The sequence below is a fragment of the Prolixibacter sp. NT017 genome, from assembly GCF_009617875.1.
Taxonomy (GTDB): domain Bacteria; phylum Bacteroidota; class Bacteroidia; order Bacteroidales; family Prolixibacteraceae; genus Prolixibacter.
This window is the reverse complement of sequence record NZ_BLAV01000001.1, coordinates 908,246-921,959: the sequence shown is the minus strand read 5'-3', so window position 1 is coordinate 921,959 and position 13,714 is coordinate 908,246. Positions and strand designations below refer to the sequence as shown.

At 41.2% G+C, this 13,714-nt stretch carries 10 protein-coding genes; all 10 read right to left on the bottom strand.

The genetic code is table 11. From position 1 onward, the window contains the following. Positions 1–47: 47 nt before the first annotated feature. Positions 48–608 (bottom strand): YceI family protein, encoded by a 561-nt coding sequence (locus GJU87_RS03745; RefSeq protein ID WP_153638266.1) that lies wholly within the window; start codon positions 606–608, stop codon positions 48–50. 108 nt (positions 609–716) lie between these two features. Further along, a complete protein-coding gene (locus GJU87_RS03740; RefSeq protein ID WP_153638265.1) occupies positions 717–1,193 on the bottom strand; it encodes a hypothetical protein in 477 nt (158 codons plus the stop codon). 224 nt (positions 1,194–1,417) lie between these two features. Beyond that, positions 1,418–3,370, bottom strand: a complete 1,953-nt coding sequence (locus GJU87_RS03735) for a thioredoxin family protein (protein WP_153638264.1) — start codon at positions 3,368–3,370, stop codon at positions 1,418–1,420. Between the two features lie 88 nt (positions 3,371–3,458). Continuing rightward, the gene (gene trxA, locus GJU87_RS03730) at positions 3,459–3,776 is read right to left on the bottom strand and encodes a thioredoxin (protein ID WP_153638263.1); all 318 of its coding nucleotides are present in this window, start codon (positions 3,774–3,776) and stop codon (positions 3,459–3,461) included. Positions 3,777–3,838: 62 nt separating this feature from the next. Continuing rightward, the gene (locus GJU87_RS03725) at positions 3,839–4,246 is read right to left on the bottom strand and encodes a hypothetical protein (RefSeq protein WP_153638262.1); all 408 of its coding nucleotides are present in this window, start codon (positions 4,244–4,246) and stop codon (positions 3,839–3,841) included. A 108-nt stretch (positions 4,247–4,354) separates the two neighbouring features. Further along, positions 4,355–4,711 carry a DsrE family protein gene (locus GJU87_RS03720; protein WP_153638261.1) on the bottom strand — a complete coding sequence of 119 codons (357 nt, stop codon included), beginning with the start codon at positions 4,709–4,711 and terminating at the stop codon, positions 4,355–4,357. A 161-nt stretch (positions 4,712–4,872) separates the two neighbouring features. Beyond that, positions 4,873–7,038: a T9SS type A sorting domain-containing protein gene (locus GJU87_RS03715; protein WP_153638260.1), complete on the bottom strand. Its 2,166-nt coding sequence runs from the start codon at positions 7,036–7,038 to the stop codon at positions 4,873–4,875. A 152-nt stretch (positions 7,039–7,190) separates the two neighbouring features. After that, complete coding sequence (locus tag GJU87_RS03710) at positions 7,191–7,637, bottom strand: hypothetical protein (protein ID WP_153638259.1); 447 nt, start codon at positions 7,635–7,637, stop codon at positions 7,191–7,193. Positions 7,638–7,640: 3 nt separating this feature from the next. Further along, positions 7,641–10,886 (bottom strand): type ISP restriction/modification enzyme, encoded by a 3,246-nt coding sequence (locus tag GJU87_RS03705; protein ID WP_153638258.1) that lies wholly within the window; start codon positions 10,884–10,886, stop codon positions 7,641–7,643. A 150-nt stretch (positions 10,887–11,036) separates the two neighbouring features. Continuing rightward, positions 11,037–13,670 carry a glucosidase gene (locus GJU87_RS03700; protein WP_153638257.1) on the bottom strand — a complete coding sequence of 878 codons (2,634 nt, stop codon included), beginning with the start codon at positions 13,668–13,670 and terminating at the stop codon, positions 11,037–11,039. Between the last annotated feature and the right edge of the window lie 44 nt (positions 13,671–13,714).

Here is a 13,714-nt window from a genome sequence, read left to right as displayed (position 1 = left end):
GCAGCGGTTTTTCAAATCGCTGCTTTCTTTTTCATATTAATTTGTTTTTATTGAACTGCATATTCAGCCTGAACGGTAACTTCTACGGTTTTTGCAATGTTGGTGGATGGTTTTCCTTTTACAAAGCTTATCCCGTAGTCGGCCAGCGTAATGTTGAATTTGCTGTTGGCGGCCACATTTCCGCCTTTTACGATAATAGTCCCCATTTCGTGAACTGGTTTTGTTACGCCTTTAATGGTAAGTTCGCCTTCAACATGTGCATCATAAGTCCCGTCGCTTTTAAAATTCACCTTATCGATGTTGGTAATTTTTCCAGTGAGTTTTGCTTTTGGAAACTCTTTTGTATTCAGAAAATCTTCACCGTTGAAATGTTTCTGCATCAGCGCTTTTTCAAATTCAAACCCCTGCATTGGCACGGAGAAAACGATTTCGCCGGTTTCAGGATTAATTGTACTCACCGATGTGGTGTTGTTCGCTTCGATGTTTTCGGCCGGTGTGGTCGAGAAAAATTTAATGTGCGATTTTGAACTCACCAATTTTGACTGGCCTGTGGCCGAAATGCTTGCAAATAATGCAACTACTACTGTTAATAAGACTAATTTTTTCATGATTTTTAAAATTTTTAAATTGTTATTGAATATTTGATTTTTTCTTTGAAACACCCTTCGACTCCGCTCAGGGTGACTGTCACAGTGAGCGAAGTCGAACTGTGATTTTTATTTTGTTACTATATCACTTTTTTCGAGGATTACGTTTTCGTACAATTCAAGGTCCGAGTCGTAAGCTGCACCGGCACGGATTACGCCTTTTATGGTTACGTTTTGCCCCACCTGCAATTTTTCTGCATTCGCGTTTGTTTCGGGTGTAAACGTTGCACTCACTCCGGCTTTGTCGCTGTCAGCTTTCAACAGCACCACTTTTTGTCCGTCGAAATCTTCTGAAATTTTATTTACTGTGCCGGTAATTTCAAGTACTTTCGATTCACCGTTGGCAGCGAGGTATTTGTCATTTGCTGCATTAGCATCGGCGAGGTATTCGGCAACAATTTCGGAGCTGTTCAGGCTGAAATCAGCTTTTACTGACTGAACATCCCGGTGTGGCATGTTAAACATGTACAGGCCAACTGCACCTGCAATTACAACCCCCGCAACTACTGTTATAATACCCAATTTGATAATTTTTCTCTTTTTCATTTTGTCCTTTTTTTTGATTTTTTTTATTCATTTCTTGTTTTATGCCTGAACAGTCGTAAACAATTCAAAACCTGACAACTGAAAGTGAATTTTTTACAACTATTTTCAGAATTAAAAGGCGGGTATAAAACTTATATAAAAAAACCGCAAAGACACTAAGATTTGAATGTTGTTATCTTCATTTTAGTTAGCGTCTTCGCGGCTTTGCGGGATTTAAACAGTTGTTAAGACCCAAAATTCTTCAAACCTTCGTTAAGAAATTTAATATATCCGTCAATACTTGTATCGTACCCTTTGGGTTTGGTAAGCATGTTTCCGTCGTGGTCAATCAGCACATAAAATGGCTGGGCATTGGTCCGAAAATGTGTTGCCTGAAAATCGCTCCATTTGTTGCCAATGGTTTTCACTTTCCTCCCTGTAGTTTCCGAAACATACTGTTCATTTTCAGGAAGCCGGGTTTTGTCGTCCACATAAAGCGAAATCAGCACATAGTCGTTACTAAGCAGGTTTAAAACCGTTTTATCGCTCCATACGTTGTCCTCCATTTTGCGGCAGTTCACACAACTCCATCCGGTAAAATCGAGAATAACCGGTTTGTTTACCTGTTTTGCATAGGCCATTCCTGTTTCGTAATCGTGGAAACAATTGAGCCCATGCGGGCAATGGAATTCATTATCGGAAACCGTTGAAATATTTGCAGCTTGCGCGGTATTAACCGCCACTGCAGAACTTGTATTTTGCAAACTCCAACCTTCGGTATAAAACGATGGAGGAGGAAAACCGCTTATCAGTTTCAACGGAGCGCCCCACATTCCGGGAACCATGTAAACAACGAACCCAAGAACCAAAACACCTGTCATTAACCCGGTAACCGAGGTTTTTTTCTGTTCATCGTCATGCGGAAGCCGTAATTTCCCGAGCAAATAAAAACCAAGTAATCCGAATATCACAATCCATAACGCTATGAAAACTTCTCTGGTGATAATGCCCCAATGGTACGATAAATCAACAGCAGAAAGGAATTTTAGGGCAAAAGCAAGTTCAATAAAACCAAGAATTACTTTTACTGAATTGAGCCAGCCGCCCGATTTTGGCAGCGAATTTAACCACCCCGGGAAAGCTGCAAAAAGTGCAAAAGGTAACGCCAGCGCAACAGCAAATCCCAGCATACCGATAGCCGGACCCGTAACATTGCCGTTAACAGCCGCCTGCACCAGCAAACTCCCAATAATTGGCCCTGTGCAAGAGAAGGATACCAGCGACAAGGTAAACGCCATAAAAAAGATTCCGATTAATCCGCCTTTGTCGGCTGCTTTATCCGATGCGTTTAGCCATTTCGAAGGTAATGTAATTTCGAAAGCGCCAAAAAACGACATTGCAAATACCACAAAAATGATAAAAAATGCCAGGTTCATAATTCCATTGCTTGCCAATGAATTTAGTGCATCGGGGCCCAATGAAAGTGAAATTGTCAAACCCAGTGTTACATAAATTACAATAATTGAAGCAGCATAAATTAACGCATTACGAATACCTTTTGCCCTGGTTTTACTTTGTTTTGTGAAAAAGCTCACCGTTAAAGGGAGCATTGGGAAAACGCAGGGAGTCAGTAAAGCCAGCAATCCACCGGCAAATCCGGCAAAAAATATTGCCCAGATTCCGAGGTTGCTTCCTTCAGGCTCAAACGAACCGGCATCCGGAGCAGCGGCAACAAATGCAGGCCCTTCTTTTACAGTTACTGAGTATTCCCGCGTTTCGGGTGGAAGGCACATTTCGTCGCTGCATACCATAAAAGTTACCGCCACGCCAATTTGCAAACTGTCGCTGGCACGCAGGGCAATTTTCTGGCTAAACGAAGTCTTTCCCTCAAAAAAAGAAACTGTTGCATTATTAAATGCAGGTTCTTTCTTTGTAATTGGGACCGGTTCCTCTGTTTTTCCTATGAGCTCGTAGCCTGAATTAGGCGCAAATTCAAAAGAAGTAGGTACCGGACCATCATTTTTGTCCTGCGCCTGACTATAAATGTGCCATCCTTTTTCAATGTCTGCATTTATTGTAATTCGTGCCGAATCGGGAGCAAAACGGTCTGCTTTCAGTTCCCATTTTACCGGGTCGTAAATTTGGGAGAATCCCGTTACAGAAACCAGTAAAAGGAGTATGGTAGTTATTGTTTTCATCTGTTTAATTGTTCTTATCATTGTTTTCATTTGAATTTGCCCAATAAAAAATCGCTTACATTGGCTCAGTGGCATAAAGAGCAGGATTTTACAGAAGACTTTCCAGCCGCTTTACAAATTCTTTTTTTGGCGCAGCGCCTTTTAATTTATCCACTACCTGCCCGTCTTTGAAAAACAGGACTGTTGGAATATTCATGATACCGTATTTAACGGCCAGCTCCTGGTTGGAGTCCACATCTACTTTTCCAACTACTGCATTTCCTTCATACTCATTGTGAATTTCCTCAATTATCGGTCCGATGGCTTTACAGGGGCCGCACCATTGCGCCCAGAAATCGACCAATACAGGTTGTTTTGATTGCAGCACCACTTCCTCGAAGTTGCTTACAGTTAATTCTTTTGCCATAATTTTTTTATAAAAAAGGCGGAGTGTTTAGTTCCGCCTTTGGTTTTACAATACCTGATTTTTTATTTCGCACCTTTTTTTGCGGTTGTCAATGCTTCGGCAAGTTCTTCGTTGCTTTTGGCAACACTAACTTCATTGATTAATTTTTTGCTGTCAGCATCGAAAAAATAAGCAACACCGGTTCCTTTACGTTCAGCCATTGCTTTGTCGAGACCAACTTTTTTGAGTTCTGCAAGCGATTTTGCTTTTGTTTCATCGGTCGATAAATCGTTCATCACAAACTGAATAGCCATGTCTTTGTTGTTTTCCTTAAAAGTTTCCATAGCCCGCATACCATTGTTCTGACAGGTTGGGCACCAACTTGCCTCGTTAACCACTGCAATAACTTTTGAACCTGTTCCTGCAAAAGCAGAAATTGAAACCAATGCGATAAGAACCACACTTGCGAAGATTGTTTTTACATTTTTCATGATTTTAAAATTTTAAAATTTAACATTATTAAAAAGAACTTTTTTGTCTTTATTTACGGTATAGTCGTGCAGTTTTTTAAATCCTGACAATTATTTTTATTTTTTTTATCAGAAATTTATAACACTATACCCTTCGGCAAACAGGCTGCGCAGGCTGGGGTGTTTTTTAAACTCTGAAAGCAGCGGTACACCAGCTTTTTCCACTTTGCTTTTAACGCCAAACGCCTGTGCGCAATAATCGCAAACGCCGGTAATTTTGTCTTTTAAACCGGAATACAACGCGTGCATTTTGTGGTCTTCTTTTTCCAGTTCGCCTATCCATTTGGTGCCTGCCCCTTCGAAAATAATTTTCAGGTCGTCTTTATTTTCAACGGCTTCGAGCGCCAGCATAAACGCGTTTGATACTTTTCCCAATGCCTCCGCCGTATCGGTGTCAGCATAAATTACGATAGCTATTTTTGCCATTTTGAATGATTTTTAATTTTATATTTTTTTGATTTCAAAGGAATAGACGCTGAAGTGGTTTGAACCTGACAAAAGTGAATAAAAAGGAGGTAAAGTTTTTTCAATAAAAATGGCTGCCCCTTGAAAAGAACAGCCATTATAAAATATCACAACAGCGATTTTTATTTGTTCACAACTACTTTTTTCACGGAAACAGGTTTTCCGTTCGATTCAAGACGCACGAAGTAGATGCCGTTGTTAATGCCCTGAACATTCCAGTTGATATTCCGGTTTTTGTTGGTGTTAAAATGCTGAACGGTTTGCCCGGCAATATTCACAATTGAAACCGAAGTGTTGGTAAAATCCTTATCGTTAAATGAAATGGTAGCCTGGTTGCTTACCGGATTGGGGTAAATATTCAGTCCGGCCTGTTGTTGCAAGCGGTCGCTTATACCTGTAATGGTAAACGAATATTCAGCTTCTGCCGCAAAAACGGTTGCCACTGTTCCACCTGCCACATAAGGAATCCCATCGCCATCCGAATCATTTCCGGTTTCACCGGTTAATTCGGCTTCGGCCAGTAACATTGGGCTGTAAACCTTATTGAAAAATCGGGTGTAAATGGCGGCAGCATCGGTTTGTCCTCCAACTAATGAAGCTTCACGTAAACCGCCACTCAAAACTGCCAGATTAAACGGATTGTACGATGCGGTGTTGTTTCCTTCTTCTGTTCTGAAAATTTGTTCTGATGGAACATAGAATCTGCTAATCAGGAATTGATAAGCTTCGTTTGCAGCATCGAGATAGGCTGAATTGTTGGTAAGCTCGTAAGCTGCATAAAGTCCGCGTGAAATGGCAGCCTGGCTTTCGGCTTTTTTAGCAGATTGGTCGGCGCCGGTTGTTATGTCATATCCGTTGTAAAAACCGCCTTCCGTGTCTTTTAAAGAGCTATATATAAAGGATGCCTGTGCGTTTAATGCGTCGGTAGCCATTGTTGCGAGTGGTGTACCGGCAAATTCTTCTGCAACATTTTTTAAGGCCAGCAAAACATATCCGGCATTTACCGATGAGATTGTATTCCCTTTTGAAACGGCGCCTTCCGCAAGACCGGAAACATCGACAAAAGTTCCTGCCGTTTCGTTATAATGCATTGCCAGTAAGTTTTTAACCAATACCATGCTTGCTCCGGCCATTATATCGTAAGCCCCCATCATTCCGGTTTGCGACATTGGTGCAGGAAACGGATTTCCATCAAAAACAGCATGGTATGCATAATGTTCCGGGTCATTAATTGTTGGGTCCATCATGTTTTTGAAGTGGATTGTCCCCAGCAGGAGTGAAATCTGGTCGAAAAGCTGGCTGCCTGCATCAATTACTTCCAGACCGGATAATTTTGGAGGCAACATTTCGTTTACAGCCGATTCGGTTACGGCTACACGATGTGGAAAATATTTAATCCCGTTTGCCGGGTCGTAAGTAGCGGGGTCAACCATTCCAAGCGAAGAACCATCGTAAGCCAGGTTATTCAGAATAAAAGCCACTTTGTTAATACTTTCGGCAGTAAGTACCTGACCGATAAAGCCGTCAAGATTATTTCCACCGTAAAAAACATTGTTGTTCGGGTCGAAATTTGGGCTTCCAACTGAATCGGGCGAGATAATTCCATCTGCTTCAATTCCGTTATCGTCGCCGTCGTGAAAAGCGCCTAACATATCTTTCGCCCAGTAATATTGTTTCCAAAGCGATTGTCCCATTGCCGCAGGGTTCAATACTTTGCTGAATTGAGAGCGGTCCCAACGCAAAGAGGCGAAATCCATTGCAAAATCGGGCGCCACGGTTTGGGGCAACTGCGGGTTTCCCGATTCAAAATCGGCGAATTGCGGAAACGGGTTCATCGGTGCCATTTGGTTGGCCAACATACTGAAATGCCCGACCATCATCATCATTTCATCGTCTTCTTTAAAACCGTTGACCATGCCACCGGTAAACGAACCATCAAAACCTTCAGGTTCCATGGCTGCCATCTGGCCAATCATCGGGCTCCACATCATGTTCAGCCCAATGCCTGAACGTGAAATTACAGAACCCAGCAGGTAGCGTGAATATTCGTATCCTTCAATTCCGGTTGCATAAGCAATGGAGTCAGGAGAGTTGGGCACCATCGGGTCAAGGTCATCGAGGTTGTAGCCGAGACTTTCGGCAAATGGTTCACCACTCAGAAATAACTCATTGGCCAACAACATTTGGTCGGCTGTGCGGAACAGGTTATCTTTTTTGATAACCAACTGAGCATTTAATGTGGAAATAACCATCAAAAATACTGAAAACAGAGTAAAAATTCTTTTCATGATTTTAAAATTTTAAGTGAAATCTTTTATTAATTACTCTTACAGTCGGTTAAAAAAGGAAACCTGACAAAATTTTTCGTTTTTGCCAGGTTTCCTTTTTTAAAATTGATATTTATTTACAGGCGCTATTCTATTTAAATTCTGTTAATCTCTTACATAATCCATTCTATATTTGCATATTTCTCTTTCATTTTTTCCCAAAATCCATTACTCCAATCCATAACAACCGAGGGATGCCAATCTTTCGGCAAAGCTCTCAATATTGCATCAACCATTTTATTACCGTTACCCTTAATTGGTGAATTAATATCATAAAAATTTATATACTTGTGAACAGGACTGTACAATATCTGAACCCCAATTGCTGTTTCGTGGTTCATGTTTGTAATTGGCACTTTCGGACGTTTTGGGTAGTTCTCGTTCGAAGTCGCTAATGCTTCATCGTTAATATTTATAAATTTAATAAAATCCAATGCGGCAAGGTTAAGGGCCATATTTACAATTGGCTTAGGTAATTCTTTAACTCTGGTTATTACCCAAATTTGCTTTCCATTTTCATTGAAAGTCGCAAATAGATTTTCAAATTCCTTTCTTTTCACGGCTTATTCAATTTCAATTTTATCAATTTCTTTCATTAACCTGTCGGTTTCCGAAAGGGCTACAATTATTTTCTGATAATGCAAAATATCCTCAAATTCGAGTTTGCGGTCTTTGCGGTCTTTCAACCATTTTTGGGCTGGTTGATAACCGCCAATGTAGAAGTTCCAAGCTATTTCGGGAACATTGTCAAAATATTGCGTGTCGTTAATATAAACTGACCCCACCCCGGCCCTCCCCGAAGGGGAGGGAGAAAAGCGTGGCTTGATTACCACATTATCTCCATCAATCGGGTATTGGGTTATGTATTTTTCTACCGTTGGACTTTCTAATAAATGAATTTGTCGAATTTCGCCCCCAAGTTTTACCAATTGCCAAAACGTGTCTTTGTCTTTCGGGTACGGTACTCTCGGAAAATCAATTTTCAAAAATTCCTTGTATTTTTCTCGGTATGTTGGCGAATGCAAAACGGCATAGATGTAATCGAGCAGGTCGATGGGCGCAAAAGTGGTTTTAAAATCGTCGCGCACTTCGGGGCTGTTGACAAAACAAACATTGCCTTCGACTTCTTTCTCCGGAACAAAACCTAATCCCAATTTCTCAGCTATTTGCTTTACAATTACTGTGTTTAGATTGGGCGAACGTGTTGCTGCTGGCTCTATCGTTTGCTGGGCGGTGGTTTCGGTATAAAGGTAGAGGGGGAATACATTTATGCTATCAAGTGAAGAAATCGCATCTTTAGTAACAATCTTATTTGTCACAAAAAAGTTTTGATTATCAGCATTTCTACCAACTTTAACGAAACATAGACCAATATTTTCGCCAATTACAAAATGTTTCATAATTTGAAAAACAGGATATGCTAAAAAACCTCGAACTCTATTTGTAAAATATGTCCATTTTTCATCAAAAGGTCGATAAAGGGAACGAATTAAATACTTGTCATTTAATCCATAATCATTGATATTCTGTTTTGCTAATGAGATTTTTTGGTCTCTACTTTCAGACTTTACTGAATATTTTTGCTTGATTTCAATTTCTGATAAAACCGAGAAATCTTCGACAACCTTTTTAATGTCTTTCTTGGATTCTTGGAATGCAATTGAATCTCTTTTTGAACAAATGCCAACACCATTTGTCGGAAACAAATTGGAAACAGAAAATCCATTTTCATATTCGGCCTTTAATGAATAATCTTTATTCACAAAAAAATATTCTGGTGCTTTGCATGGTAATAATTGCCAGGCAACAGAGCCAATGGAATTCTGAGAAATAAAATCATACTTATTTTGTCGTTTCCCATAGAGGTCAAAATGATTTACTGTGGCAAGTTTACCTTTGTTTTTATTGCCAGTTTTAACGAAGATATTTATGCTGACACCTTGAATAATGTCAAAGACATTCTCATCTGATGACCCATCCATAGAAACCTCTTTTTTTCGTGAGTTTCCATGTAAATCAAGGATATATAGTTTGTCGAAGGTATTCATCAAATTCCAGCGCATTCCTCTAAATGTAGGAGCATCCAGAAACCCATGAGGATTAATTAATGCAACTATTCCAGTGTTGTTTTTTTCTACGAAATGTTGGGCATAGCGGATAAACTTGCAATAATCATCATTGAGCCATTTTGAATTTTTTTCTTTTAGTTTTTCCTTTCCGCCTGGTTCCTTTTTATAATCTTCCATCAGGCTCATTATCCACTCGCCTTTGTTGGCACTTTCACCGCTATACGGCGGATTTCCCATTACTACCATCACCGGCGTGTCTCGTTTAATGTGGTTGGCTTCGTTGGCTTCGGAGCTTAACCAGTTGGCAAAGAGAGTTCCTGTGTCTTGATGGTATTCTTCTAAACTGTTAGTAAGGTAAACTCTAAAACGTTGGTCTTTTGTAGGTTTATAACCTGTTTCAGTAAGCAACAAATCAAGTTTTAAATGTGCCATTGCATAACTTGCCATAAGCAATTCAAAACCATTAAGGCGAGGCAACAAATGCGTTTCCACATAAGAGCTCCAAATGCCTTGTTGCCCTTCAAACTTAAGGTGAATGTGTTTAATAACTTCTGCTAAAAATGTGCCTGTTCCTGTGGCTGGGTCGAGTATTTGAACTTTATGTACTTCTTGCTCCATCTTTTTGCCTTGTACGTCAACTTTTATTTTGGTTTTGCTCGTGTCGGCAAGTCCTTGCGGTAAATCAAATTCTGTTTTTAGAATATCGTCAACGGCACGTACAATAAAGTTTACAACGGGTGCAGGTGTGTACCAAACGCCACGGGCTTTACGCAATTTTGGGTCGTACTCGCTCAGGAATGTTTCATAAAAATGGATGATTGGGTCTTCCATTTTTGTGCTTTTTCCGTAGTTTTTCAAAATCTCCTCTACGTTGCAGGCAATGAAAATACTCACCAAATCGTCAACAATCCATTTTATGCGGTCGTCAACGTCCAAACCTGCAATATAACCAAACAGTTTTTTAAGGAATGGATTTGATTTTGGAATGAGTTCGTAGGCTTCCTGTCGGCTGAAAGTTGCCAGCGACGGGTCGTGCGAACGAGCTGCAAACATTCCGTAAGCAATGGTTTGAGCGTACACATCAGCAAATCCTTTGGGTGTAATATCGTGTATCAGAATTTGTTTGAAAGCGTGCATTTGGTCTTTCAGCGTACTGTCTTCGCTGTTGTTTTCATCGCTTGTCAATGCTTTTTCAATAACCTCAGAAAGAAGGCGGGCTTTACCTGCCATCATTTCGGCCAATTTTTTACTGCTTTTTATGGTTTGCCCAATGTGGGTGCAAAAATCCTTTATCAGATTTTCGAATCGCTCAAAATTCTCCGGTATTGGTTTTATCCCTTTTTCAGTTACTTCTCCAATCGCAATTTTGGTTACAAATTGTCCCTCACGATATAAATGAAAGTCGAGATAGTCTGTAAATATCAAATTATTCAACGATGCTTTGTATCTGTCGAATTGTTCTTTATTACCTGTTTTCTTTGCTCCTTCAAGGTCTTTATCGCCAATATCTTTTGCTTCGATAAATCCAACCGGAATCCCGCCCGAGCGGGACAAGTTATCCTTTTTTGTCAGGATGTAGTCAGGCGCTCCGCAACTCTGTCTTTTCGGTTCGTTTGTCGCCCTTATTGTTGGAACTATATTCTCAATAAGTTGTTGCAAATCTCCACGAAACGTGTGTTCAGTGGCATTGCCTAATTTGTAGCGTTTGTTTATGTTGTCGATGTATTGGTTTAAATTCATTTTAGGATTTTATTTTTCATAAAACCCAAATTTAAAATTAATATGTGGTGTAACTGCAATAAATTAGTTTGAATCGGGATTTTAATTTCCGGTTAGCCTGTACTATTTTATTTTGCATTGCCGCAGATGCGCCAATAAACTGCACCCATTTCACTTTTTTCCAACCCTGTCAATCAGCTCAGCCACCAGCCCGGTCCATCCGGTTTGGTGCGAGGCGCCGATTCCACCGCCGGTGTCGCCGTGAAAATATTCGTAAAACAATACCAAATCTTTAAAGTGCGGGTTTTCTCTGTAAAGCGGATTATTGCCGTGAACCGGGCGGTTTCCATCGGCATCGGGTTGAAAAATTGATATTAATCCATTTGAAATATCTTTAGCAACCTGGTCGAGGTTCACCAGGCGGTCGCAATCCGCCGGGCATGCAGTAATGACCGAATTGCCGTAATATTTGTACAACTCCAGAAGCGATTGAATAAGAAGGTAATTCATGGGCATCCACACCGGGCCGCGCCAGTTGGAATTTCCCCCGAAAAGGTCGCTCCGTCCTTCACCGGGTTCGTATTGAAGGCCGTATTCAGCGCCATCGATTGCAACGGAATAAGGTTTTTCGTGAATTTTCGAAACACTTCGGATACCATGTGGAGAGAAAAACTCAGCCGGGTCGAGCAAAGCATTCAGTAATTTTTCGAGTCTTTTTTTAGGAGTGAGCGAAAGTAAAATGTCTTCCCCTTCATTTAATTCTTCAATGGCTAAATAAGAGTTGTTGGCGATACGGTAGTTACGAAACCATTTAAGCCGTTTCATAAAATCGGGGACATTTTTCAGCCGTTCCCGGTCTAAAACCAGTGTGGCAAAAAATGAAGAAAGGCCAACAAGTGAGCGCACCTTCAGCGGAATGTAGGTTCCGTCGGGTTTGGCCAGGATGTCGTAAAAGAAACCTTCGGCTTCGTCCCATGCGCCGGTCCAGTCTTCGCCCATACGGTTGAGCGATTCGGCGATATAGACAAAGTGCTCAAAAAACTTCGTTGCCACATCTTCGTATGTGTTGTCGGTTTGTGCTATTTCAAGCGCCATATCGAGCATGTTCAGGCAATACATGGCCATCCAGCTTGTTCCGTCGGCTTGTTCAAGGTGGCCGCCACCGGGAATGAACGAACTGCGGTCGAACACGCCAATGTTGTCGAGCCCCAGAAAACCACCTTCAAAAACATTGTTGTCGTTGTGGTCTTTGCGGTTCACCCACCAGGTAAAGTTGATGAGCAGTTTCTGAAATGCTTTTTTCAGGAAATCAACATCGCTATTGCCTGTGTTTTTCTTTTCAATCCTGTAAACCTGTAAACAAGCCCACGCGTGAACGGGAGGGTTTACATCGCTGAATTTCCATTCGTAGGCAGGCAATTGCCCGTTGGGGCGCATGTACCATTCGCGCAGGAAAAGGATGAGTTGGCTTTTTGCAAAACCGGGGTCAGCCATAGCCAGCGGAATGCAGTGAAAAGCAAGGTCCCAGGCTGCGTACCACGGATATTCCCATTTGTCGGGCATCGAAATAATGTCTTCGTTATTCAGGCTGGCCCATTCGTGATTGCGCCCTTTTTTGCGGCTTTCGGGTGGCGGCGTTTGTCCCGGGTCGCCGTTTATCCAGCGCGGAATGTCGATATTGTAATATTGTTTGCTCCACAACATGCCTGCAAACGCCTGACGCTGTATGTTTTTAAGTTCCGTGTCTTCAACACAAAGTTCATTGTAAAAAACATCGGCTTCATTTTGCCTTTTACTGAAAAGAGTGTCAAAATTTTCGGTCAGTGCCTTTTCTTTTAATTTCGATTTTGATAAACGCAACTTGATTTCATGGCTTTTGCCTCCTGAAATATTCAATTCGTAAACCGGCGAAAATTTTGTCCCGTTGGTTTTCCCTTCAAACAAATCGAAATTACGGTTTACCACCGCATCATTTATGGCATCCTTCACAAAAGGATGAGCGTTTGTCAAACCAAATATCCGTTTGGCATTGGTTTCATTTTCGGTGAATAGATTACGTGGATTTTCTTCAAAATAAAAGTAATATTCCCCCAGTTTTGGATGAATAGCTTTTATATATTTTGCATCCTTTTCGGTAATCAATTCCAAACGGGGTTTTTCGTCCGTCAGGCCAAAACTCCATAAATTACGAAACCATAGCGTTGGTAAAACCGAGAGTTCGGCTTCTTCAGTTGAACGGTTGTGTACGGTAATTTTAATTAGAATATCTTCATTATCAGCTTTGGCGTATTCGGTAAAAACATCGAAATAACGGTTTTCATTGAAAATTCCGGTATCCATCAATTCATATTCGCCTTCATCTTTCGAACGGTTCCTGTTCACGCGGACCAACTCTTCGTAGGGAAATTCTGCCTGCGGGTATTTGTACAAATGTTTCATGTACGAGTGGGTGGGGGTGGAATCAAGATAGTAATACAACTCCTTCACATCTTCGCCGTGGTTGCCTTCAGAACCGGTTAGTCCAAACAAGCGTTCTTTGATAATGGGGTCTTTACCATTCCACAGCGCCACCGAAAAACAGAGGTTTGAAAATTCGTCGGTGATTCCGGCAATGCCATCTTCGCCCCAGCGATAAACGCGGCTGCGGGCATGGTCGTGCGGGAAAAAATCCCATGCGCTACCGTCAGGACTATAATCTTCGCGCACGGTTCCCCACTGGCGTTCGCTGAGGTACGGGCCCCATTTGAGCCAGTTTTTTTTGCCTGTATAGTGTTCATCGAGGCGGATTTGTTCCGTATTTTTCATGATTGTATTTTTATTTTTTTAAACTATTTTTTCTCGCAAAGGCG

Bases quoted from the DNA above. Each gene is read 5' to 3' on its own strand.
- GJU87_RS03745 (WP_153638266.1), bottom strand. From the start codon at position 608: ATGAAAAAATTAGTCTTATTAACAGTAGTAGTTGCATTATTTGCAAGC.
- GJU87_RS03740 (WP_153638265.1), bottom strand. From the start codon at position 1,193: ATGAAAAAGAGAAAAATTATCAAATTGGGTATTATAACAGTAGTTGCG.
- GJU87_RS03735 (WP_153638264.1), bottom strand. From the start codon at position 3,370: ATGAAAACAATAACTACCATACTCCTTTTACTGGTTTCTGTAACGGGA.
- trxA (WP_153638263.1), bottom strand. From the start codon at position 3,776: ATGGCAAAAGAATTAACTGTAAGCAACTTCGAGGAAGTGGTGCTGCAA.
- GJU87_RS03725 (WP_153638262.1), bottom strand. From the start codon at position 4,246: ATGAAAAATGTAAAAACAATCTTCGCAAGTGTGGTTCTTATCGCATTG.
- GJU87_RS03720 (WP_153638261.1), bottom strand. From the start codon at position 4,711: ATGGCAAAAATAGCTATCGTAATTTATGCTGACACCGATACGGCGGAG.
- GJU87_RS03715 (WP_153638260.1), bottom strand. From the start codon at position 7,038: ATGAAAAGAATTTTTACTCTGTTTTCAGTATTTTTGATGGTTATTTCC.
- GJU87_RS03705 (WP_153638258.1), bottom strand. From the start codon at position 10,886: ATGAATTTAAACCAATACATCGACAACATAAACAAACGCTACAAATTA.
- GJU87_RS03700 (WP_153638257.1), bottom strand. From the start codon at position 13,670: ATGAAAAATACGGAACAAATCCGCCTCGATGAACACTATACAGGCAAA.